Annotated in this window: 20 protein-coding genes, 12 tRNA genes and 1 other RNA gene; 25 read left to right on the top strand and 8 right to left on the bottom strand. The window is 65.7% G+C overall.

The annotated features are described in order from the left end of the window. Positions 1-83: 83 nt before the first annotated feature. On the bottom strand, positions 84-842 hold the full coding sequence (locus SOM39_RS18765; RefSeq protein ID WP_320459216.1) for a Bax inhibitor-1/YccA family protein: 759 nt from the start codon (positions 840-842) through the stop codon (positions 84-86). Between the two features lie 162 nt (positions 843-1004). On the opposite strand from SOM39_RS18765, the gene SOM39_RS18760 reads away from it, so the two are divergent. The 16 genes from SOM39_RS18760 to SOM39_RS18685 all read left to right on the top strand — a co-directional run bounded on the left by SOM39_RS18760 (position 1005) and on the right by SOM39_RS18685 (position 11262). Then, positions 1005-1081, top strand: a tRNA-Pro gene (locus SOM39_RS18760). A gap of 46 nt (positions 1082-1127) precedes the next feature. Further along, positions 1128-1204, top strand: a tRNA-Arg gene (locus tag SOM39_RS18755). A gap of 47 nt (positions 1205-1251) precedes the next feature. After that, positions 1252-1328 (top strand) — tRNA-His (locus SOM39_RS18750). Positions 1329-1412: 84 nt separating this feature from the next. After that, positions 1413-1488: transfer RNA gene (locus tag SOM39_RS18745), tRNA-Lys, on the top strand. 179 nt (positions 1489-1667) lie between these two features. Then, positions 1668-1743, top strand: a tRNA-Lys gene (locus SOM39_RS18740). Between the two features lie 124 nt (positions 1744-1867). Continuing rightward, positions 1868-1954 (top strand) — tRNA-Leu (locus tag SOM39_RS18735). Between the two features lie 191 nt (positions 1955-2145). Beyond that, the gene (gene tig / locus SOM39_RS18730; RefSeq protein WP_068849573.1) at positions 2146-3441 is read left to right on the top strand and encodes a trigger factor; all 1296 of its coding nucleotides are present in this window, start codon (positions 2146-2148) and stop codon (positions 3439-3441) included. A gap of 65 nt (positions 3442-3506) precedes the next feature. Next, the gene (gene clpP / locus SOM39_RS18725; RefSeq protein ID WP_038690153.1) at positions 3507-4133 is read left to right on the top strand and encodes an ATP-dependent Clp endopeptidase proteolytic subunit ClpP; all 627 of its coding nucleotides are present in this window, start codon (positions 3507-3509) and stop codon (positions 4131-4133) included. Positions 4134-4258: 125 nt separating this feature from the next. Further along, positions 4259-5548: an ATP-dependent Clp protease ATP-binding subunit ClpX gene (gene clpX / locus SOM39_RS18720; RefSeq protein WP_068849575.1), complete on the top strand. Its 1290-nt coding sequence runs from the start codon at positions 4259-4261 to the stop codon at positions 5546-5548. A gap of 141 nt (positions 5549-5689) precedes the next feature. Then, the gene (gene lon / locus SOM39_RS18715) at positions 5690-8155 is read left to right on the top strand and encodes an endopeptidase La (RefSeq protein ID WP_210131936.1); all 2466 of its coding nucleotides are present in this window, start codon (positions 5690-5692) and stop codon (positions 8153-8155) included. A 205-nt stretch (positions 8156-8360) separates the two neighbouring features. Further along, entirely contained in the window at positions 8361-8633 is a 273-nt protein-coding gene (locus tag SOM39_RS18710; RefSeq protein WP_068849578.1) for an HU family DNA-binding protein, read from the top strand. A gap of 11 nt (positions 8634-8644) precedes the next feature. Next, positions 8645-8719 (top strand) — tRNA-Val (locus tag SOM39_RS18705). Between the two features lie 27 nt (positions 8720-8746). Continuing rightward, a tRNA-Asp gene (locus SOM39_RS18700) sits at positions 8747-8823 on the top strand. A gap of 89 nt (positions 8824-8912) precedes the next feature. Beyond that, positions 8913-8989 (top strand) — tRNA-Asp (locus SOM39_RS18695). An 88-nt stretch (positions 8990-9077) separates the two neighbouring features. After that, positions 9078-9154, top strand: a tRNA-Asp gene (locus SOM39_RS18690). A 134-nt stretch (positions 9155-9288) separates the two neighbouring features. Continuing rightward, positions 9289-11262 (top strand): peptidyl-prolyl cis-trans isomerase, encoded by a 1974-nt coding sequence (locus SOM39_RS18685; RefSeq protein ID WP_320459215.1) that lies wholly within the window; start codon positions 9289-9291, stop codon positions 11260-11262. Between the two features lie 72 nt (positions 11263-11334). Here the strand turns inward: SOM39_RS18685 and SOM39_RS18680 are convergent, their stop codons facing one another. Continuing rightward, positions 11335-12537, bottom strand: a complete 1203-nt coding sequence (locus tag SOM39_RS18680) for a lytic transglycosylase domain-containing protein (protein ID WP_320459214.1) — start codon at positions 12535-12537, stop codon at positions 11335-11337. Further along, complete coding sequence (gloB, locus tag SOM39_RS18675) at positions 12534-13301, bottom strand: hydroxyacylglutathione hydrolase (protein WP_320459213.1); 768 nt, start codon at positions 13299-13301, stop codon at positions 12534-12536. The genes SOM39_RS18680 and gloB overlap by 4 nt, the downstream gene beginning before the upstream one ends. An 11-nt stretch (positions 13302-13312) precedes the next feature. Here gloB and SOM39_RS18670 point away from each other — a divergent pair, with 11 nt between their 5' ends. The 3 genes from SOM39_RS18670 to dnaQ are packed head-to-tail and all read left to right on the top strand — an operon-like array spanning position 13313 to position 15152. Then, on the top strand, positions 13313-13957 hold the full coding sequence (locus SOM39_RS18670; RefSeq protein ID WP_320459212.1) for a hypothetical protein: 645 nt from the start codon (positions 13313-13315) through the stop codon (positions 13955-13957). Positions 13958-13969: 12 nt separating this feature from the next. Then, positions 13970-14422, top strand: coding sequence for a ribonuclease HI (gene rnhA, locus SOM39_RS18665; RefSeq protein ID WP_068849587.1), 453 nt, complete (start codon positions 13970-13972; stop codon positions 14420-14422). A gap of 4 nt (positions 14423-14426) precedes the next feature. Next, positions 14427-15152 (top strand): DNA polymerase III subunit epsilon, encoded by a 726-nt coding sequence (gene dnaQ / locus SOM39_RS18660; RefSeq protein ID WP_320459211.1) that lies wholly within the window; start codon positions 14427-14429, stop codon positions 15150-15152. Positions 15153-15308: 156 nt separating this feature from the next. Here dnaQ and SOM39_RS18655 read toward each other — a convergent pair whose 3' ends face one another. After that, positions 15309-16013 (bottom strand): PP2C family protein-serine/threonine phosphatase, encoded by a 705-nt coding sequence (locus SOM39_RS18655; RefSeq protein WP_068854556.1) that lies wholly within the window; start codon positions 16011-16013, stop codon positions 15309-15311. Positions 16014-16184: 171 nt separating this feature from the next. Between SOM39_RS18655 and SOM39_RS18650 the strand changes: the two genes are divergently transcribed. Both SOM39_RS18650 and SOM39_RS18645 read left to right on the top strand, forming a co-directional pair. Further along, positions 16185-16275, top strand: a tRNA-Ser gene (locus SOM39_RS18650). Between the two features lie 304 nt (positions 16276-16579). After that, positions 16580-16984, top strand: a complete 405-nt coding sequence (locus SOM39_RS18645) for a DUF6165 family protein (protein ID WP_068849600.1) — start codon at positions 16580-16582, stop codon at positions 16982-16984. On the opposite strand, the gene SOM39_RS18640 is transcribed toward SOM39_RS18645, so the two are convergent. Continuing rightward, entirely contained in the window at positions 16966-18018 is a 1053-nt protein-coding gene (locus SOM39_RS18640) for a glycosyltransferase family 9 protein (RefSeq protein WP_068849602.1), read from the bottom strand. The two genes, SOM39_RS18645 and SOM39_RS18640, sit on opposite strands and share 19 nt — an antisense overlap. 21 nt (positions 18019-18039) lie before the next feature. Between SOM39_RS18640 and SOM39_RS18635 the strand changes: the two genes are divergently transcribed. Together SOM39_RS18635 and SOM39_RS18630 are read left to right on the top strand one after the other, a co-directional pair. Then, the gene (locus SOM39_RS18635) at positions 18040-18789 is read left to right on the top strand and encodes a 3-deoxy-D-manno-octulosonic acid kinase (protein ID WP_068849604.1); all 750 of its coding nucleotides are present in this window, start codon (positions 18040-18042) and stop codon (positions 18787-18789) included. Further along, entirely contained in the window at positions 18789-19544 is a 756-nt protein-coding gene (locus tag SOM39_RS18630; RefSeq protein ID WP_320459210.1) for an MBL fold metallo-hydrolase, read from the top strand. The genes SOM39_RS18635 and SOM39_RS18630 overlap by 1 nt, the downstream gene beginning before the upstream one ends. Before the next feature lie 38 nt (positions 19545-19582). Here the strand turns inward: SOM39_RS18630 and ffs are convergent. Beyond that, positions 19583-19679, bottom strand: an RNA gene (gene ffs / locus SOM39_RS18625) — signal recognition particle sRNA small type. Between the two features lie 337 nt (positions 19680-20016). Here ffs and sugE point away from each other — a divergent pair. Beyond that, positions 20017-20334: a quaternary ammonium compound efflux SMR transporter SugE gene (sugE, locus tag SOM39_RS18620; protein WP_093533257.1), complete on the top strand. Its 318-nt coding sequence runs from the start codon at positions 20017-20019 to the stop codon at positions 20332-20334. 21 nt (positions 20335-20355) lie between these two features. On the opposite strand, the gene SOM39_RS18615 is transcribed toward sugE, so the two are convergent. Beyond that, positions 20356-20976 (bottom strand): cation transporter, encoded by a 621-nt coding sequence (locus SOM39_RS18615; RefSeq protein WP_217537666.1) that lies wholly within the window; start codon positions 20974-20976, stop codon positions 20356-20358. A gap of 144 nt (positions 20977-21120) precedes the next feature. Beyond that, positions 21121-21213, bottom strand: a tRNA-Ser gene (locus SOM39_RS18610). Between the two features lie 133 nt (positions 21214-21346). Here SOM39_RS18610 and dnaX point away from each other — a divergent pair. Further along, the coding region (gene dnaX, locus SOM39_RS18605) for a DNA polymerase III subunit gamma/tau (protein ID WP_320459209.1) at positions 21347-22555 on the top strand (1209 nt) is incomplete at its 3' end.

Genomic DNA, 22555 nt, shown 5'->3' with positions numbered 1-22555 from the left:
TCGGGTGCCCTTTTTCGTTGCGTTTACGTGCGGTCGAACAGCAGCCGACTAACAGTCGGCTCTACCCGCGTTGATGCTACGCCTCAACGCTGCTGCAACTTCGACAGCAACCGCAGGAATTCCACATACAGCCACACCAGGGTGACCATCAGCCCGAACGCGCCGTACCACTCCATGTACTTCGGCGCGCGCGCGGCGGCGCCGGTTTCGATGAAGTCGAAGTCCAGCACCAGGTTCAGCGCAGCCACCACCACCACGAACAGGCTGAAGGCGATGCCCAGCCAGCTGGCTTCATGGATCACCGGCACGTTGATGTTGAAGAAGCTGAGCACGAACGAGGCCAGGTACAGCAGCGCGATGCCGCCAGTGGCTGCGACCACGCCCAGCTTGAAGTTCTCGGTGACCTTGATCAGGCCGCTGCGGTAGGCCGCCAGCAGGGCAAACAGGGTGCCGAAGGTGAGCAGCACGGCCTGGAACACGATGCCCGGGAAGCGCGCTTCGAACACCGCCGAGATCGCGCCCAGGAAGAAGCCTTCCACCAGCGCGTACATGGGCGCGGTGACCGGTGACCATTCCTTCTTGAACACCGTCACCAGGGCCAGGATCAGCCCACCGATGGCGCCGCCGATGGCATAGATCATCGCGCCCGGGGCGATCTGGCCGTCGGCGCCGATGGTCTGGCTCCAGGCGAAGGCAGCAGTGAGCACGGTCAGCAACAGCAGGATGCCGGTCTTGTTGACCGTGCCGTTGATGGTCATCACCTGGTCGGGCGAGGTCACCACCGAGCCGCTGGCCAGGTCGAGGAACGTCGACTCCGAAAGTGCGGGGTTGCCGCTGCGCATTGCCAATCTCCTTGAAGGGTAGGGGTAGGGCCGTCCGGCCGCTGCAGAAAGCATAGCGCCCGATCACGAATGTGAAAAACCTTGTGAAAACCGTTGACAGATGCCTCGCAGATTCCCACAATAGCCGACTCTTTCGGGGGGAACCTCGAGGGATCAAACCACCGGGGTATAGCGCAGTCTGGTAGCGCGCCTGCTTTGGGAGCAGGATGTCGGGGGTTCGAATCCCTCTACCCCGACCACATCCCGCTGCTCAAAACGGGATGGGAATGCGACAATCCGGTCCGGGCGCCCGTAGCTCAACTGGATAGAGCACCGGCCTTCTAAGCCGGCGGTTACAGGTTCGATTCCTGTCGGGCGCACCATCGGTGCAAGCGTCAGGATGTTTCAAACGAATAAACAGGTTTCAGTGGTGGCTGTAGCTCAGTTGGTTAGAGTACCGGATTGTGATTCCGGTGGTCGGGGGTTCGAATCCCCTCAGCCACCCCACTGATTTGAAAGACCCGTTTCACCAGAAGTGGATCGGGGTTGCAAAAAAAGGCGCAAACGCTACACTATGCGCCTGGGATTTCAGGGCTGTTAGCTCAGTTGGTAGAGCAGTTGACTCTTAATCAATAGGTCCAAGGTTCGAATCCTTGACAGCCCACCAAGACAGAAGCCATCCGGTCCGCCGGGTGGCTTTTTTCTTGCCTGCGATCCGGTATCGCGCGGACACGCATGGCGTGTCCCTACGCGGTGCCCGCCCCGGTCGTCCGCGTCTGAACGATTTCCGCAGAAACCCCTTGCAACCCCGTGCGGCATTGCGTCATAATTCGCCTCCCGATTTTCGGGCTGTTAGCTCAGTTGGTAGAGCAGTTGACTCTTAATCAATAGGTCCAAGGTTCGAATCCTTGACAGCCCACCAAGACGAAAGCCATCCGGTCCGCCGGGTGGCTTTTTTCTTGCGCGCGATCCGGTATCGCGCGAACACGCATGGCGTGTCCCTACCGGCGACCTGCTTCCGGTCTTCACGTACAATGCGCACCAGCGCGAAAGTGGCGGAATTGGTAGACGCCCTGGATTTAGGTTCCAGTGTCTGAAAAGACGTGGGGGTTCGAGTCCCCCCTTTCGCACCAGCTGACAGGGCAGGGGACTCCCCTGAACACGCCCCGGAATGACGTTCCCGGCACCCTGCTGGCGGCGCTGGCCGTTATCGGCCAAACTACAGGGCTGCGGCGGGCAGGCGCGTCCACGACCCCGCGTTCTCAACCCGTTTCATCCAATCACATCGTGCCGGGGGCGTCGCCACCGGTTGGCAGGAGTCAACATGCAAGCTTCGATCGAATCCACCGGCAATCTGGAACGCCGCCTGACCTTCTCGCTGCCGGAAGACCGCCTGCAGACCCACATCAGCGGCCGCCTGGGCGAAATCGCCCGCACCGCGCGCATCAAGGGCTTCCGCCCGGGCAAGGTGCCGGCCAAGGTGATCGAGCAGCGCTTCGGCCAGCAGGTTCGCAGCGAAGCCGTTGACGGCCTGCTGCGTGAGACCTTCGATGCCGCCATCCGCGAGCACGAACTGCGCATTGCCGGCGCGCCGCGCATCGACAAGGGCGACGCAGGTGAGTTCTCCTTCGTGGCCACCGTCGAGCTGGTACCGGACTTCGGCGACGTCGACGTCAGCAAGCTGACCGTCGTGCGCCACACCGCCGAGATCAACGACGCCGACATCGACCAGATGATCACCAACCTGCGCGAACAGCGCCGCAGCTGGAGCCCGGTGGACCGTGGCGCCCAGGAGGGCGATCTGGTGGCGCTGGAAACCTGGTCGCAGGCCGGCGATGAGCGCCTGCCGGCCGAAGGCACCGAAAAGGGCAGCGTGGTGGTGGGCCAGGGCATGATGTTCGAGCAGATCGAACAGGGCCTGGTCGGCCTGGCCAAGGGTGAAGAAAAGACCCTGGACGTCGAGTTCCCGGCCGACTGGCGCGTGCCGGCGCTGGCTGGCAAGCAGGTCAAGGTCACCGTCAAGGCGGTGGACGTGTCCGCACCGGTGCTGCCGGAGGTGGATGCCGAGTTCATCAAGAGCTTCGGCGTGAAGGGCGGTGACGTGGAGCAGTTCCGCAAGGACATCCGCGCCAACCTGGAGCGCGAGCTCAAGGGTGCCCTGATGAACCGCCTGCGCCGTGAAGTGGGCGAGCAGCTGATCGCCGCCTACGCCTCGGTCGAAATGCCGCCGCGCCTGGTCGACAACGAAGCCCGCGCCATGCTGGCCCAGCAGGTCGAGCAGATCCGCCGCAGCGGCCGCAACCCGGGCGAAATCCCGGCCGACGCCCATGAAGGCTTCAAGGACGCGGCCGCCAAGCGCGTGCTGGTCGGCCTGCTGGTCGGTGAAGTGGCCCGCCGCAACGACCTGCGCCTGGACCCCAAGCGCCTGAACGAAACCATGCGCCTGATCGCCTCGACCTATGAAGAGCCGGAGCAGGTCATTGAGATGTACCGCAACGACCCCCAGCTGATGAGTGGGCTGCAGAACCGCGTGATGGAAGAGCAGGTGATCGACTGGATCGCCGAGCGCGCCCAGCACACGGAAGAGCAGTTGTCGTTCCAGGACGCGATCCGCCAGTAAGCGGCCCGCGTTTTACGCCCCGCGCCCCGGCGCGGGGTCGTTCCCCCCAAAATAGGTGCCTCACAATGGACAACCGAACCACAGCCCTGAACATGGTTCCGATGGTGGTCGAACAGACCAGCCGCGGCGAGCGCGCCTATGACATCTATTCGCGCCTGTTGAAGGAGCGCCTGATCTTCCTCGTGGGCCCGATCGACGATCACATGGCCAACGTGGTGGTGGCGCAGCTGCTGTTCCTGGAAGCGGACAATCCGGAAAAGGACATCAGCATCTACATCAACTCGCCCGGTGGCGTGGTCACCGCCGGCATGGCGATCTACGACACCATGCAGTACATCAAGCCGGACGTGAGCACCATCTGTGTCGGCCAGGCCGCCTCGATGGGCGCGCTGCTGCTGGCTTCCGGCGCGGCCGGCAAGCGTTACGCGCTGCCGAATTCGCGCGTGATGATCCACCAGCCGCTGGGCGGCTTCCAGGGCCAGGCCACGGATATCGACATCCACGCCCGTGAGATCCTGACCCTGCGTTCGCGCCTGAACGAAGTGCTGGCCAAGCACACCGGCCAGTCGCTGGAGACCATCGCGCGCGATACCGAGCGCGACAACTTCAAGAGCGCGGCCGATGCGGTGGCTTACGGCCTGGTCGACCAGGTGCTTGAGCGCCGTCCGGAAGAGTCGATCACCCCGGCCTGATGTGCCGCCAGGCCGGGAAACCGGCCTGTTTCCGCAGGGTCGGGCTGGACTGGCGTCCTCCCGACCCTGTGCTATTCTCGAATCGAACCCCCGTTCAGCGGGTGGGGTAACTGGGTAAGCGAAGCATGAGCGAAGACCGCCAAGGTCGTTCCACGGAAACCGGCAAGATCCTCTACTGCTCCTTCTGCGGAAAGAGCCAGCACGAGGTGCGCAAGCTGATTGCTGGGCCGAGCGTGTTCATCTGCGATGAATGCGTGGAGCTGTGCAACGACATCATCCGTGAAGAGCTCGAGGAAAAGGCGCAGTCGGCGCGCAGTTCGCTGCCCAAGCCGCGCGAGATCCTCGAAGTCCTGGATCAGTACGTGATTGGCCAGAACCGGGCCAAGCGCACGCTGGCCGTGGCCGTGTACAACCATTACAAGCGCATCGAGAGCCGCCAGAAGAACGACGAAGTCGAACTGGCCAAGTCCAACATCCTGCTGGTCGGTCCGACCGGTTCGGGCAAGACCCTGCTGGCCGAAACCCTGGCCCGCCTGCTCAACGTGCCGTTCACCATGGCCGACGCCACCACGCTGACCGAAGCCGGTTACGTGGGCGAGGACGTGGAAAACATCATCCAGAAGCTGTTGCAGAAGTGCGATTACGACGTCGAAAAGGCGCAGCAGGGCATCGTCTACATCGATGAAATCGACAAGATCTCGCGCAAGAGCGAGAACCCGTCGATCACCCGTGACGTGTCCGGCGAAGGCGTGCAGCAGGCGCTGCTGAAGCTGATCGAAGGCACCGTGGCCAGCGTTCCGCCGCAGGGCGGCCGCAAGCACCCGCAGCAGGAATTCCTGCAGGTGGACACCAAGAACATCCTGTTCATCTGCGGCGGCGCGTTCGCCGGGCTGGACAAGGTGATCCAGGCCCGCTCCAACGATTCGGGCGGCATCGGGTTCGGTGCCAAGGTCAAGAGCTCCGAGCGCAAGCAGGAAGTGGGCAAGGTGCTGGCCGAAGTCGAGCCGGAAGACCTGATCAAGTTCGGCCTGATCCCGGAATTCGTCGGCCGCCTGCCGGTCGTGGCGACCCTGGAAGAGCTGGACGAAGCGGCCCTGGTCAGGATCCTGACCGAGCCGAAGAACGCCATCACCAAGCAGTTCAAGAAGCTGTTCGAGATGGAGCACGTGGAGCTGGAGTTCCGGCCGGACGCCCTGTCGGCCATTGCCCGCAAGGCGCTCAAGCGCAAGACCGGTGCCCGCGGCCTGCGTACCATCGTCGAATCGGTCCTGCTGGACACCATGTACGACCTGCCTTCGGCAGAAAACGTCAGCAAGGTGGTGGTGGACGAATCTGTGATCGAACACAAGTCCGAGCCCTACCTGATCTACCAGACTCCGCCGGCTCCTGAACAGAAGGCCGCTGGCGCTGAATAATCCATCAAGCATTTGAATTGATGGGATTTTTTCAGGGCATCTTGCATCTGGACGCCGATGGCCCCATAACGGGGCCATCGGCTTTTTTGTATCCGGGTGACGCTGCCCGGAGGCCATCCCCACTGCTCAACTGGAGCCCACATGGCCCGTTCCCCAACTGAGACTCTCGACCTGCCGGTACTACCGCTGCGCGACGTGGTGGTGTTCCCGCACATGGTCATTCCGCTGTTCGTCGGCCGCGACAAATCCATGCATGCGCTGGAGCAGGCGATGGAGGCGGACAAGCGCATCCTGCTGCTGGCGCAGAAGTCGGCCGAGACCGACGACCCCACCGCCGCCGATCTCTATCAGGTCGGCACCCTGGCCCAGGTGCTGCAGCTGCTGAAGCTGCCCGACGGCACCATCAAGGTGCTGGTGGAAGGCCTGTCGCGCGTCAACGTCACCCAGGTCACCGAGCGCGACGGTTCGCTGCACGGCGTGGCCGAGGAAATCGAATCGGACGACGCGCGCGAGCCGCGTGAGGTCGAGGCGATCGCCCGTTCGCTGATGTCGCTGTTCGAACAGTACGTCAAGACCAACCGCAAGCTGCCGCCGGAGCTGCTGCAGACCCTGGCCGGCATCGATGAACCGGCGCGCCTGGCCGATACCATCGCCGCGCACATCAGCGTGCGCCTGGCCGACAAGCAGCGCCTGCTGGAAACCCTGCAGGTCGGCGACCGCCTGGAAATGCTGGTGGGCCTGGTCGACGGCGAGATCGACGTGCAGCAGATGGAAAAGCGCATCCGCGGCCGGGTCAAGTCGCAGATGGAAAAGAGCCAGCGCGAGTACTACCTCAACGAGCAGATGAAGGCCATCCAGAAGGAACTGGGCGACCTCGATGATGCGCCGGGCGAGCTGGAAGAGCTGGCGCGCAAGATCGCCGAAGCGGGCATGCCCAAGCCGGTGGAAACCAAGGCCAAGGCCGAGCTCAACAAGCTCAAGCAGATGTCGCCGATGTCGGCCGAAGCGGCCGTGGTGCGCAATTACCTGGATTGGCTGCTGGGCGTGCCGTGGAAGAAGCGCACCAAGGTGCGCAAGGACCTCAAGGTTGCCCAGGACACCCTGGATGCCGACCACTTCGGCCTGGACAAGGTCAAGGACCGCATCCTGGAATACCTGGCGGTGCAGTCGCGCGTGAAGCAGATGAAGGGCCCGATCCTGTGCCTGGTCGGGCCGCCGGGCGTGGGCAAGACCTCGCTGGGGCAGTCCATCGCCAAGGCCACCAACCGCAAGTTCGTGCGCATGAGCCTGGGCGGCGTGCGCGACGAGGCCGAGATCCGTGGCCACCGTCGCACCTACGTCGGCTCCATGCCGGGCCGCATCGTGCAGAACCTCAACAAGGTGGGCAGCAAGAACGCGCTGTTCGTGCTGGACGAGATCGACAAGATGTCGATGGACTTCCGTGGCGACCCGTCTTCGGCGCTGCTGGAAGTGCTCGACCCGGAACAGAACAACGCCTTCAACGACCACTACCTGGAAGTGGACCTGGACCTGTCCGAAGTGATGTTCGTGGCGACCTCGAACTCGCTCAACATCCCCGGCCCGCTGCTGGACCGCATGGAAGTGATCCGCATCCCCGGCTACACCGAGGATGAGAAGCTCAACATCGCCATGCGCTACCTGGTGCCCAAGCAGCTCAAGGCAAACGGCCTGAAGCCGGAGGAGCTGGAAATCGAGGCCGACGCCATCCAGGACGTGGTGCGTTACTACACCCGCGAATCGGGCGTGCGCAACCTCGAGCGCGAAGTAGCCAAGATCTGCCGCAAGGTGGTGAAGGAAATCGCGCTGGGCGGTCCGGCGGTGCTGGCCAAGCCGGCCAAGGCCGGCAAGAAGGCCGCGGCGAAAAAGAAGGCACTGGTGGTGGTCAACGGCCGGAACCTGGAGAAGTACCTGGGCGTGCGCCGCTTCGACTTCGGCCGCGCCGAAGAGCAGAACGAGATCGGCCTGGTCACCGGCCTGGCCTGGACCGAAGTGGGCGGCGACCTGCTTCAGATCGAATCCACCCTGGTCCCCGGTAAGGGCGCGCTGATCCTGACCGGCCAGCTGGGCAATGTCATGAAGGAATCGGCCTCGGCCGCGTTGTCGGTGGTGCGTTCGCGCGCCGAGCGGCTGGGCATCGACGCCGAGTTCCTGCAGAAGCATGACGTGCACGTGCACGTGCCCGATGGCGCCACCCCGAAGGACGGCCCCAGCGCCGGCATCGCGATGGTGACCTCGTTGGTGTCGATGCTGACCAAGGTGCCGATCCGCGCCGAAGTGGCGATGACCGGCGAGATCACCCTGCGTGGTCGCGTCACCGCCATCGGTGGCTTGAAGGAAAAACTGCTGGCGGCGCTGCGCGGTGGCATCACCACCGTGATCATCCCTGAAGAGAACCGCAAGGACCTGGCCGACATTCCGGCCAACGTCACCCGCGACCTGAAGATCATTCCGGTGAAGTGGATTGAAGAGGTGCTGGACCTGGCCCTGGAAACGCCGCTGACCGCGCCCAAGCCGAAGAAGGATGGGCAACGCGTCACAGTGCGGGGCAAGAGCAAGACACCATCCACAACGCGCGTCAAGCACTGACGCGCGCATGGGAAATGCCCGAAACCCGCGTCGTTATTGGCTTTTCAGCTTGCGCGGGTAGGGGTGCGCTGGTATAAAAGCACCACTCGCAAGTCAGCAGACGCTGACGGGTGCGAATCGAGAACTTCACTGGCGTCCGGCCACGTAGCGGGCCGGATGCTTCACTGTCGAACATGCGGAATCCCCGCCAAAGGAGCTGTACAGAATGAACAAGACCGAATTGATCGACGCCGTTGCCGAATCCGCTGACCTGACCAAGGCCGAGTCGCAACGCGCTGTCGATGCCGTCATCGCTGCTGTCACCAAGGCCCTGAAGGGCGGTGATGCGGTGACCCTGGTGGGCTTCGGTACGTTCCAGGTGCGCGACCGCGCCGCCCGTACCGGCCGCAACCCGAAGACCGGCGACACCATCAAGATCGCTGCGTCGAAGAATCCGTCGTTCAAGGCTGGCAAAGCCCTGAAGGATGCCGTAAACTAAGCGGCTTGCTGGGGTGCTTAGCTCAGCGGTAGAGCGTCTCCTTTACACGGAGAGGGTCGGGGGTTCGAAACCCTCAGCACCCACCATGCACCGCCAGTAAAAGTTTGAAATGTGGAGCGGTAGTTCAGCTGGTTAGAATGCTGGCCTGTCACGCCGGAGGTCGCGGGTTCGAGTCCCGTCCGCTCCGCCAGTTTCAACGAGGCCCCTGAGCAATCGGGGGCCTTGTTTTCTGTAATGAAGTTGTAGAGTCGACTGTTAGTCGACTGAAAGGTTAAGTGCGGAGCGGTAGTTCAGCTGGTTAGAATGCTGGCCTGTCACGCCGGAGGTCGCGGGTTCGAGTCCCGTCCGCTCCGCCAGTTACAAAAAATCCTCGAAAAGCAGTACTTCGGGGTGGGTTTTCTGAATATCTTCGGATATAATGAGCGCCTGCAAAGTTTCAAGCGCGGAGCGGTAGTTCAGCTGGTTAGAATGCTGGCCTGTCACGCCGGAGGTCGCGGGTTCGAGTCCCGTCCGCTCCGCCAATTCTTGAAGGCCCCTGGTGCAAACCAGGGGCTTTTCTTTTTGCTGCGATGCCCGGGTGCCGGGCGCCCCTGTTGGGGAGTGGCGCGAAGCGGGGTACACTGCCGGATTCGCCAATCGGGCCTTGATTTCTCCCATGCTGCAGAAACTTCGCGACAAGACCTCGGGCTGGATCGTTACCGTGATCCTGGGGCTGCTGATGATTCCGTTCCTGTTCGTGATCGACTCCAGCTACCTGGGTGGTGTCGGCGCGCAGAACGTGGCCAAGGTGGCAGCGCCGCCGACCTGGTGGCGCTCGGCGCCGTCGTGGTGGCCGATGTCCTTCCTCTGGCAGCACCATGAAATCAGTGCGGAAGAATTCCGTACCCGTTTCGAGCAGGCGCGCCAGCAGGCCCGCCAGCAGCAGGGCGAGAACTTCGACCCGCGCCAATTCGAAAGCGCCGAGAACAAGCGCGCCGTGCTCGACCAGATGATCGATGAGAAGGTCGTGCGCCTGGCCGGCGAACAGTCCGGCATCGTCATCGGCGACGCCGCCGTGCGCGAAACCATCGCCTCCATCCCGGGCTTCATCGGCCCCGATGGCAAGTTCAACCAGGACCAGTACCGCCTGGCGCTGACCACCGGCAACCCGCCGCGCACCCCGGCGCAGTTCGAAACGCTGGTGCGCGAGAGCCTGCAGCAGTCGATCATTCCGCAGGCGCTGCAGGAATCAGGTTTTGTCACCAGCGTGGAGGCCGAGCGGCTGATGAAGCTGCTGGGCGAAACGCGTGACGTGGAAATCGCCGCGCTGCCGGAGCTGCCGGCCGATGCGGCAGAAGTGACCGACGCACAGATCAAGCAGTGGTACGACAGCCACCCGAAGGATTTCCGCCAGCCGGAAACCGTGTCGCTGGAGTTCGTGGAAATCAACGCGGCCGCACTGCCGCCGGCGGCCGCCGCCGATGAAGCCACCCTGCGCAAGCGCTACGCCGACGAGAAGGCGCGCTTCTCCACGCCTGAAGCCCGTCTTGCATCGCACATCCTGATCGCCGCCGATGGCAGCGACCCGGCCAAGCTCAAGGCCGCTGAACAAAAGGCCGCCGCACTGGCCGCGCAGGCCAAGGCGCCGGGTGCGGATTTCGCCGCGCTGGCCAAGGCCAACTCGGACGACACTGGCTCCAAGGCCACCGGTGGTGACCTGGGCTGGGTGGAACGCGATTCCATGGTCAAGCCGTTCGAAGACGCGCTGTTTGGCATGAAGGCAGGCGAGGTGAGCGCACCGGTCAAGACCGAGTTCGGTTACCACGTGCTGCAGCTGCGCGAGGTCCGTGGTGGCCAGCAGCGTCCGTTCGAGGAGGTCCGCGACCAGCTCGCCGCCGAACAGCTCAAGGCCGACAACGAAGGCGCGTTCTCCGAACTGAGCGGCCGCCTGGTCGACCAGGTCTACAAGAACCCGACCTCGCTGCAGGGCGCGGCCGATGCGCTGAAGCTGAAGGTGCAGACCCTCGGCCCGTTCACCCGCGACACCGCCAGTGGCATTGCCGCCAACCCGGCAGTGCTGCGCGCGGCGTTCTCCGATGTGCTGGTGCAGGACGGCACCGTGAGCGACCCGATCGCGATCACGCCCGACCACAGCGTGATGATCCGCGTGACCGACCACAGCCCGGAACAGGCATTGCCGCTGGACAAGGCCCGCGACGGCGTGATCGCCGCGATCCGCGCCGACCGCAACCGCCAGGTCTCGGCCAAGGCCGCTGATGCGCTGCTGGCCAAGCTCAACGCCGGGCAGACCCTGCAGGCGCTGGCCGCCGAAGAGAAGCTGCAGCTCAGCCCGCTGCCGGGCCTGCCGCGCACCCAGCCGGTGCCGACCCCGGAGATCAACCGCGCCGTGTTCGCCGCCCCGGCCCCGGCCGAAGGCAAGCCGAGCTATGGCAAGGTCGCCGTGCAGGACCGCTACGTGGTGTTCGCGGTCAACAAGGTGACCCCGCCGAACCTGGCTGAGGTCCCGGCCGAGCAGAAGCAGCAGTTCAAGGACCAGCTGGACCAGGTAGACGGCATGGCCTCGGCCAAGGCCTTCATCCAGGCCATGCGCAAGCACTACAAGGTGCAGGTCGAAGAAGCCAACCTCTAAGGGTTGGCTGGCGTCCGCCTACGAAAAAGGCCCGGCAATGCCGGGCCTTTTTTTTGTTGCGCCTTGTCCGCCTCAATCCTCGACGCGCAACACCGCACCGGGCTTGAGCACGCTGCTGCCGCTGAGGTTGTTCAGCGACAGCAGCGCCTTGAGTGGCATCCCGTAGCGCTTGGCAATCGTCCACGCAGACTCGCCGTTGCGTACGGTGTGGCGGCGCGCCTTGGGGCGGTCCGCGCTGGCAACGGCGCGGCTGGCGACCTGGGTCTGCGTACGCGGGCTGACCGTGTCCGGCACGGGCGCGTCAGCCTGGGCCAGCATCACCGAAGGGTCCACCGGCGCGTGGGTGGCCGGGGCCAGCACGGTCACCTGGCCGCTGGGGCGGCCTTTGCCGCTGGCCAGGGCCGGATTGAGCCGGGCGATGCGCGCCGGGTCCAGCGAGCGCTGTACGGCCCACTGCTGCACGCTGGTGCCGGCTGGCAGGGTGTGGCCCTTCAGCACCGGCACGGTGCGGTCCAGCGATGCCATCACCGCCGGCGTGGTTTCAGCGTTTTCCAGCACGCAGGCCAGCGCGTGCAGCTTCTCCACGTACGCGTAGGTCACCGGCGACAGCCCCGGCAGCTCGGCAGGGCGCGCGTTCTGCGCGTTCATGCCGGCCTTGCGCAGCGACTGCAGCACGCGGTATTCGCCAGCGTTGTAGGCCATGGTGGCCAGGCGCCAGTCGCCGCCGAACATCCCATGCAGGGTCTTGAGGTAGCGCACCGCGGCCTGGGTGGAATCGGCCGCCGACAGCCGGCCGTCGTAGCCGCTGGTCATCTGCACGCGGTGGTTCCTGGCGGTGGAGGCGATGAACTGCCACAGCCCGGCCGGGCCGGCACCATTGCGCGCGTTGGGCCGGTAACCACTTTCCACGAACGGAATCAGCGCGAACTCAGTGGGCAGGTTGGCAGCGCGCAGCTCTTCGACCACATAGCCGAACAGCACCAGTGCATCGTCATCCTGGTTGGCCAGGCGCGAGGGCGCATGGGCGAACTGCTTCTGCCAGCGTGGGCTGGTGGCCTCGACGTCGCAGGTCGGTTCGGCCAGGCCATCGCGGAAACTGGCGAAGATGTCCTGGCCATTGCGGACCGAAGCGGGGGGCAGGGCAGTGCCGTCCAACGGCAACTGCGACAAACCGGCCACGTTCTGCGACATCCCCGCACTCAACGACTGGGCGCCCGCGGTGCCGGCGATGGCGATCGCCAGGCCTGCCGCGAGCGGCAACCATCGCCGACTCATGTTCGGAATCCGTCTTTCCAGCCCCGCAGACCTGCCAGGACATCGACTTCATCGGTGACGGGACGACCGAGGTGCCGGCTGACGGCAGCGCGGACAGCGGGGGTATCGGTTCGCAGGAACGGGTTGCATTCCAGCTCGCTTGCCAACGTAACGGGCAGCGTAGGGCGTTCATCGCGGCGCATGGCCAGTGCCTCCTCATGGCGTCGCGCGAGCGCGGCGTTGGCGGGGTCGACATGCCGCGCGAAGACGGCATTTGACACGGTGTATTCATGGCCGCAGCACAACAACAGGTGCGGCGGCAGGGACGCCAGCTTGTGCAGGGAAGCCAGAAGCTGGGGTGGCGTACCTTCGAACATCCGGCCACAGCCCAAGCTGAACAGCGCATCTCCGCTGAAAAGATGTTCAGCGCTGTGAAATGCGATGTGCGTCAGGGTGTGTCCGGGCACGGATACTACGTCGATCTCGAGCCCCAGTGCCTGAATGCGTTCACCTTCCCCTACCCGGCGGGTGGCGCCGGGAATGCGCGGATCGTGTGGGGCGATCACCTCCAGCCCCGCAAACCGGGCCTGCAGCTCCGCCACGCCGCCGATGTGGTCGTCGTGGTGGTGAGTGAGCAGGATCGTGTGCGGGCGCCAGTTCTGCTGCGCTGCGGCGGCCACCACGGGGGCCGCCTGGCCGGGGTCGACCACGATCGCGCGGCCGTCGTCGGCGACCAGCGCCCAGATGTAGTTGTCCGCGAATGCGGGTAGGGCAGTCAGTCGCATAGAATTGGACCATGCCCGCCGCGCCGAGCCCCCGTCAAGCTTCCGTCGCATCCTGGTTTGATACTGAACCGGCGCAGGCGCTGCGTGAGCTGGAGCGCAAGGCCCTGGAGCCGGTGCTGGCCTCGCACCCGCTGAACCCCTGGTTGTGGATCGCGCCGACCCCGGCCTGGCTGGAAGATGCCGCGCTGCCGGGGCAGGGCGTGCGCCTGCACCGCAGCGCGGGCGGCTACACCGGCGACGTTACCTGCTCGCTGCCGCTGCCGTTCCAGACCGAGAGCCTCAACGCCATCGTGCTGCAGCACGTGACCGCCCGCGACGCCGAGCAGCTGATCGCCGAATGCGAGCGGGTCCTGATGCCCGGCGGGCGGCTGTGGCTGTCCACGCTCAATCCGTTCAGCCCATTCCGCAGCCAGTGGCGCCGGCACGGGTTGCTGGTGCGCACCCCGCAGCGGCTGCGCCACACCCTGGAGCGGGCCGGGCTGGCCTGCGACGACCTGGCCTGGCTGGGCCCGATGTGGCACAGCCGCGCGCCCGAGCGCGGCAGCATCGCCGCCCTGCGCGCGGCCTGCCTGTTCACCGCCGAAAAACGCACCCTGGCCCTGCCAGGACCTACGCCACTGCCGGTACGCCGTTGGCACGGCACCGTGGCGACCTGATCTGGAGTTGTATTGAAAACCATTGAAATCCACACCGACGGTTCCTGCCTCGGCAATCCCGGTCCCGGCGGCTGGGCCGCGTTGATGCGCTACAAGGGCCACGAGCGCGAGCTGAGCGGTGGCGAAGCGCACACCACCAACAACCGGATGGAGCTGATGGCCGCCATCTCCGGGCTGGAAGCACTGACCGAACCGTGCGAGATCGTGCTGTTCACCGATTCGCAGTACGTGCGCCAGGGCCTGACCCAGTGGCTGCCGGGCTGGATCCGCAAGAACTGGAAGACCGCCGGTGGCGACCCGGTCAAGAACCGCGACCTGTGGGAGCGGCTGCATGCGGCTACCCAGAAGCACAGCATCGACTGGCGCTGGGTGAAGGGCCATTCCGGTGACCCGGACAACGAGCGGGTGGATACGCTGGCGCGCGACGCCGCGATCCGGATCCGTGCCGCCGGCCCGGTACACTAAGCCCATGCGCCAGATCATCCTCGATACCGAAACCACCGGCCTGGAATGGCGCAAGGGCAACCGCATCGTCGAAATCGGCTGCGTGGAACTGCTGGAACGCCGCCCGAGCGGCAACAATTTCCACCAGTACCTCAAGCCGGACTGCGAGTTCGAACAGGGCGCGCAGGAAGTCACCGGGCTGACCCTGGAGTTCCTGGCCGACAAGCCGGTGTTCGCGCAGGTGGCCGGAGAATTCCTGGCCTACATCGACGGCGCCGAGCTGATCATCCACAACGCCGCGTTCGACCTGGGCTTCCTGGATTACGAGCTGTCGTTGCTGGGCGACCAGTACGGCAAGATCACCGACCGCTGCACGGTGATCGATACGCTGAAGATGGCGCGCGAGCGCTATCCGGGCCAGCGCAACTCGCTGGATGCGCTGTGCAAGCGGCTGGGCGTGGACAACGCGCACCGCCAGCTGCACGGCGGCCTGCTCGATGCGCAGATCCTGGGCGATGTGTACATCGCACTGACCTCCGGCCAGGAGGAAATCGGCTTTGGTTCAGCCGATGACGTCCGCCCGGGCACGGCGCACGCGCAGGCCTTCGATACCAGCCGCCTGTTGCCGCGCCCGCGCGTGGTGGCAACGGCCTCGGAACGGGAGGCGCACGAAGCGCGCCTGGCCAAGCTGCGCAAGAAAGCCGGGCATGCCATCTGGGATGGCCCGAAGGTGGAAGAGGCCGTCGCGTAGAGGCATCACGACCAACGGTCGTGATCTACCCCGGGCACGGACCGTCGAATGCGGGTATGTCACGACCGCTGGTCATACGCGTATCCCGGTAGGTCACGACCGTTGGTCGTGACGGGCATCCCGGTAGGTCACGACCGTTGGTCGTGACGGCTGCCATCAGTGGCAACGCACCAGAATCACCGTGATGTTGTCCGACCCGCCCCCATCCAGCGCGGCGGCCACCAGCGTATCCACGCACTCCTGCGCGCTGGCGTCGTCGTAGGCCAGGGTGCGGGCGATGCCGGTGTCTTCCACTTCCTCGGTCAGCCCGTCGCTGCACAGCAGCAGCTGCATGCCCGGGCGCAGCTCGCCGGCGGTGGTGGCCACGTTCAGGTGGGCCGGATCGGTCACCCCCAGTGCCTGGGTCACCACGTTGCGGTGCGGGTGCGCGCGCGCCTCCTCGGCCGTCAGGTTGCCCTGCGCCACCATTTCCTGCACCACGCTGTGGTCCTGGCTGAGCTGTGCCAGCTTGCCGTCGCGCCACAGGTAGGCGCGGCTGTCGCCGACCCAGGCCACTTCATAGCGGTTGCCCTGGACCCGGGCGGCCACCACGGTGGTGCCCATCGGCAGGCTGTCGTTGCGGCGGCGCGAGGTGCGGATGATTTCCTCATCGGCCACCCGGATCGCGTGCGCCAGCGTGGCGCCCTGGCGGATCTCGCGCACGATGGTCTCGCGCGCCAGCGCGCTGGCCACTTCGCCACAGGCGTGCCCGCCCATGCCATCGGCCACCAGCCACAGTGCCAGCTCCCCGTCCCCGTAGTAGGTGTCCTCATTGAGATCACGGCGCAGGCCAGGGTGGGTCAGGTGTCCGAATTCGATCATGGAGGTGCGCAGGCCAGGAGTGTCATTGCTGAGGGATAACGGCATGATCGCGGCCCTGCGGACATCCGGCAAGGCATCGATACAGAAGAAATTCATCGGAAGCGCGGGAATGGCTTGCCGTCGGCGGCTCCTGACCGTATTATTCGCTCCCCGGTTCGCCGGGGACCATCTGGAGAGGTGGCAGAGCGGTTGAATGTACCTGACTCGAAATCAGGCAGGCGTTTATAGCGCCTCGGGGGTTCGAATCCCCCCCTCTCCGCCAGACACGCAAAAAAGGCCGCCCTTTGGGTGGCCTTTTTTGCGTGTCTGGCGGAGAGGGGGGGATTGCAACGGCGCTGCGCGCCGTTGCCCCCGCGATGCTTCCTCTCCCCCGCCCCTGTCGGGGCAGCCCCTCAACAGAGGGGCTTGCCTCTTCGATTGGATGAGGGAACGAAGACATCTGCCAAGGCGTCGGACGCCGTGTAGAGCCACGCCATGCGTGGCTGGGCGCGGTCCGGATCGACGGCAGCCACGCAGGTGGTGGCTCTGCGGCTAAACTGGGGTCAACAGAATAGTGGTGAGACCCCATGAGCGCAGAAATCCAGGTTCCCGTCTCGTTTGGCGAGCTGCTGGACAAGATCTCGATCCTGCAGATCAAGTCCGAGCGGATCAGTGATCCGGGCAAGCTGGCCAACATCCGGGCCGAGCTGAGTGCGCTGGAGAAGACCTGGATGGCGCACCCGGCCGGCGGCACGGATATCGCCAAGCTGCGCATGGAGCTGAAAGACATCAATGAGCAGCTCTGGGATATCGAGGACAACATCCGGCTGAAGGACCAGGCCGCTGAGTTCGATGAGGCGTTCGTCGCCCTGGCGCGCAGCGTCTACCAGAAGAACGACACCCGCGCCCGGATCAAGAAGGACATCAACCTGGCGCTGGGCTCGGTCTACGTCGAAGAGAAGTCCTACAAGGATTACAGCGGACGCGGCTGATCGGCCACGTAGCGTTCGAAGGCGGCAATGCCGTCGTCGACCGTGATCAGCTGCATCACGTCATCGAACTCGATCTTGGTGCCCCAGTTGAGTTCGCTGGCCGGCTTGCCCAGGAACTTCCGCGCCGCATCGTCATAGCGGTCCACGCAGTAGCGGCGGTCCGAATAGGGGCCGCTGCGGTGCGGGTTGCTGGCCGCGTGCAGGCCCAGCACCTTGGTGCCCATCGCGTTGGCGATGTGCATCGGGCCCGAATCCGGGGTCATCACCAGCGCCGCGCGGGCCAGCAGGGCCGGCAGCTGCTTGAGGGTGTCCTTGCCCACCAGGTCCAGCGCCGGGGTGGTGAGCTGGGCCTGGATGGCGTCGGCCATGCCGCGCTCCAGTTCGCTGCGGCCGCCGCACAGCACCACCCGCCAGCCGCGTGCAACCGCATGGTTGGCCACTGCCGCGTAGCGGTCGGCATACCAGTTGCGGCGTACGTGGCTGGAGCAGGGCGAAATCATCAGCACCGGCCGGCCATCGTCCTGCCATTGCGCCTGCGCCCATTCCACCGCCGCCGGCGGGATCGCCAGGTCCCAGCTGACCTCGGTCTGGCGGATCCCCAACGGTTCGCAGAAGCTGCCGATCGCATCCAGCACGTGGATGCCGGGGCGGTCGGGGATGCGTTCGTTGATGAAAAGACCGTGCAGGTCCTTGGAGCGCGCCTTGTCGTAGCCGATCCGGCGCACCGCGGGAACGAACGCCGACAGCACATTGGCGCGGAAGGCCACCTGCATCTGCAGCAGCGCCTCGAAGCGGCCCGGCGGCAGCGACGCGCGCAGGGCACGCATGCCGGCCAGGCCGGTTTTCTTGTCGTAAGCATGGAACACCACGCCCGGCAGGCCGTCCAGCAGCTTGTGCCCGGCCTTGTCGATGATCCAGTGCAGCTCGGTCCCCGGCCGTGCCTGCTGCAGGGTGCGCACCAGCGGCACCACGTGGGTGACATCGCCCAGCGCGGACAAACGCAAAAGACACAAGGAAGAGGACGCTGATGCCATGGTGTTGTTAGACTCGAAGGAATGGTCGCATTCGACGCCACTGAAGCGCTGACGCCCTGCCGCGATGGACGCGGCATGGGTGCCATTCTGTTCGACCGCGAACGGCTGCGGCAAGCCGAGATGAGCCTGTTCTCCCCGGGCCACTGGGGCGACCGGGCGCGCCCGGTCGGCGATGGTGGACGGGGCGGGGCCTGGTTCGTCGATGCGCCGTTCGGCCATTGCGTGCTGCGCCAGTACCTGCGCGGCGGCATGGCGGCCAAGCTGAGCCACGACCAGTACCTGTGGCGGGGCGCCAACCGCACCCGCAGCTTCGCCGAGTTCCGGCTGATGCGCGCCCTGCGCGCGTTGAAGTTGCCGGTGCCGCGCCCGATCGCCGCGTTCTACATGCGCGAAGGCATGCGCTACCGCGCGGCGATCCTGATGGAACGCCTGGAAGGCGTGCGTTCGCTGGCCGACCGCGCACTGGTGGCCGGGCGGGGCGCGCCCTGGGAAGAGACCGGCCGGCTGATCGCGCGTTTCCACCGCGCCGGGCTGGACCATGCCGATCTCAATGCCCACAACATCCTGTTTGATGCCAACGGCCACGGCTGGTTGATCGATTTCGACCGTGGCGTGCAGCGCATCCCGGCCACCGCCTGGCGCGAACGCAACCTCAAGCGTCTGCACCGGTCGCTGGTGAAGCTGCGCGGCGAGCGCAGCCACGACGAGGTCGAGAAGGACTTCGCGCGCCTGCGCCGGGCCTACGACCTGGCCTGGAACCGGGGCTACTGATGGACTGGGCACTGCGCTTCATGGGGGTCGGCAACGCGTCGGCCGTGCAGCTGGGTTCGCCGATGGCGGTGATCGAGCGCGGTGGCGAGCCATGGCTGACCATCGACTGCGGCGGCGAGGGGCTTACCGCTTACCTCGCCCAGTACGGGCGCATGCCGGAGGCGCTGTTCGTCACCCATGTGCACCTGGACCACGTGGCCGGCTTCGAGCGGCTGTTCGTGGATGCCTACTTCTCGTCGCAGCGGCGCGGCCGCATCCGGCTGTACGTACCCGCCACCGTGGTGCCGCTGCTGCACCGGCGCGTGGCCGATTACCCCAACGTGCTGGCCGAAGGTGGCGCCAACTTCTGGGATGCCTTCCAGCTGATCGTGGTGGGCGAGGCGTTCTGGCATGACGGCGTGCGCCTGGAAGTGTTCCCGGTCCGCCACCACTGGCCCGAAACCGCCTACGGCCTGCGCCTGCAGGGCGCGCTGGTGTGGAGCGGCGACACCCGCCCGATCCCGGAAATGTTGGCGCGCTACGCCGGCGACAACGAACTGATCGCGCACGACTGCGGCCTGCACGGCAACCCGTCGCACACCGGCGTGGACGATCTCGAACGCGAGTACAGCGCCGAACTGCAGGCGCGGATGATGCTCTACCACTATGCGAGCGAGGCCGACGGCGAAGCGCTGCGGCAGCGGGGGCATCGGGTCGCGATGCCGGGCGAGTGCGTGGCGTTGGCCGAGCCAACGGCTCCCAGGCCCACGGCCTGATCACCCAGACGTGGAATGGACCGCCCAAACGGGTGACGGCCCCGCCGGCTGACCTCGGCGCCCGCGTCGATCGATACCGTTGCTGCCTTCCGGCCCTGGCGGGATTTTCGACCTAGCGTCGCGAGGGGCCGACGGGGCCGCCATAGAGACGTTGCACCGAAGTGCAGTCACCCAGTATAGCGCGGCGCAGCCAAGCGCGGTAGATCCGCAAGCGCGGTAGATCCGACTGTTAGTCGGATTCGGCACTTGGCGCAGAACCTCCCGAGTAGCGACACGCTGCGCGTGTCCCCGACCCACCCTGACCACCTCGTAACCCCCAACACGCCTTCGGCCCCCATCCTGCGCGCCATCCCCTAGAATCGCCCTCACCGTAGAGCGGGGCTCTGCCCCGCTGCGCGCACCCCAGGAGGAACGGCCTCCCCCATATCGGGCAACAATGACCAGGACGACCTGGCCCCATAAGGAGGGCCACATGGCCTGGATATATTTGCTCGTAGCCGGTGTTCTGGAAATCGTCTGGGCGTTCTCGATGAAGCAATCCGAGGGCTTCACCCGGCTCACCCCGTCGCTCATCACCTTCGCCGCCATGGCTGCCAGCTTCTGGCTGCTCGCCCTGGCCATGCGCACGCTGCCGCTGGGCACCGCCTACACGATCTGGACCGGCATTGGCGCGGTCGGTGCGTTCATCGTCGGCATCGTGTTCCTGGGCGAACAGGTGAGCGCGATGCGCATTGCCGCGGCGGTGCTGATCGTGAGTGGGCTGGTGCTGATGAAGGTGTCGAGCGCGTAACGGCGGAAGGGGGCGGCGGGTTCAGCCCTGAACCCGCATCTCCCGCCAGGCCGAACGCAGCACCCGCAACGCCGAGCGGAGGAACATCACCAGCAAGGCGGCAGCAATCAGCAGGTCCGGCCAACCCGCGCCGAACGCCCACACCGCGAGCGCGGCCAGCAGCACCGCCACACCCTCGAAAATGTCATTGCGCGAGCACTCCCACGCCGAGGCCATGTTGACGTCGCCGTTGCGGAACGGATTCAGCAACCACAGGCACACGCCGTTGGCGGCGAGGTTCAGCGCACCGGCAATGCCCATGCCTTCAAACAGCGGCACGGCCGGGTGGGTGAGCCGCCAACCGATCTGCACGGCTACGGCAATGGCCGCGCCGAGAATCAGCAGTCCTTTCAACAACGCCACGCGTGCCTTGGCCTGCATCGATGCGCCGACCACGGCCAGGCTGATCGCGTAGGTCAGTGCGTCACCCAGGTTGTCCAGGCTGCCGGAGAGCAGGGAGGAGGAATGGCTCCACCAGGCCGCGGCCGCCATCATCACGAAGGTAGCGAGATTGATCGCCAGGACGATGCGCAGGACGCGGCGCTGCTTCGCCTGAAGGGCGGCGACATCGACGATTTTTCCGCAGCCGCAGCAGTCGGACATGGGGGTAGGGGATCTGAAGGGGTACCCCATTGTAGAGCCACGCCATGCGTGGCTTCGCGGTGCTGGGCGGATGGCTTCTCGTCCACCGACTCTCCGCCGGGCAAACGCAAAAGGCCGCCCATTGGGCGGCCTTTTGCGTTTGTCTGGCGGAGAGAGGGGGATTCGAACCCCCGAAGCGCGGTTTAGACGCTTACACACTTTCCAGGCGTGCTCCTTCAACCACTCGGACACCTCTCCGGACCTGCTGCATTGACGCTGCAGGGGCGCAGATTCTAGCCGGGGAATGCGATTGGCACAAGCGCCACGATCACCCGGCTGGGGGGCTGGACAGGCGTGGCACAATGGACGTCCCGATGAAGACGGTGGCCTGATGTCCTATCTCGTCCTTGCCCGCAAGTGGCGTCCGAAGCGTTTTGCCGAGCTGGTAGGCCAGGAACACGTGGTCCGTGCGCTCAGCAATGCGCTGGACAGCGGCCGGGTGCACCATGCATTCCTGTTTACCGGCACCCGAGGGGTTGGCAAGACCACCATCGCGCGCATTTTCGCCAAATCGCTGAATTGCGAGCAGGGCACCAGCGCCGATCCCTGTGGCCAGTGCCCGGCCTGCCTGGATATCGATTCCGGGCGCTATATCGACCTGCTGGAGATCGATGCCGCGTCCAACACCGGCGTGGATGATGTCCGCGAGGTGATCGAGAACGCCCAGTACATGCCCTCGCGCGGCAAGTACAAGGTCTACCTGATCGACGAAGTGCACATGCTGTCCAAGGCGGCGTTCAATGCGCTGCTGAAGACGCTGGAAGAACCGCCGGAACACGTGAAGTTCCTGCTGGCCACCACCGACCCGCAGAAGCTGCCGGTCACGGTGCTGTCGCGCTGCCTGCAGTTCAACCTCAAGCGGCTTGACGAGGACCAGATCCAGGGCCAGATGACCCGCATCCTGGCCGCCGAAGAAATCGAATCGGACCCGACTGCGATCGTGCAGCTGGCCAAGGCCGCCGACGGCAGCCTGCGTGATGGCCTGTCGCTGCTCGACCAGGCCATCGCCTATGCCGGTGGCGCGCTCCGCGAAGACGTGGTGCGCACCATGCTGGGCACCGTTGACCGCACCCAGGTGGCGGCCATGCTCGAGGCCCTGGCCGACGGCGATGGCGTGCGCCTGCTGCAGGTAGTGGCCGCGCTGGCCGAATTCTCGCCCGACTGGAGCGGTGTGCTGGAAGCGCTGGCCGAAGCCCTGCACCGCATCCAGGTGCAGCAGCTGGTGCCCGGCGCCCAGGCCGATGGCGAAGGCATCGATGCCGCCGCCTTCGCCCAGCGCCTGCGCCCGGAAGTGGTGCAGCTCTGGTACCAGATGGCACTCAGTGGCCGCCGCGACCTGCACCTGGCGCCCAGCCCGCGCGCCGGCTTTGAAATGGCCGTGCTGCGCATGTTGGCGTTCCGCCCGGCCGCTGCGGTGCCGCCGGTGCCGCGTGACCCGGGCACCGGGACCGAGGCGGGAAGTGGTTCGCGCGGTGCGGAGCAGGGTGGCATGGCCGCCGCGCCGGCCGCCGTGGCCGCGCCCGCCGCGCCCGCCGCCGCC

It is taken from the genome of Stenotrophomonas sp. CFBP8994 (assembly GCF_034044835.1).
GTDB lineage: Bacteria > Pseudomonadota > Gammaproteobacteria > Xanthomonadales > Xanthomonadaceae > Stenotrophomonas > Stenotrophomonas rhizophila_A.
This window is presented reverse-complemented; position numbering and strand designations above follow the sequence as displayed.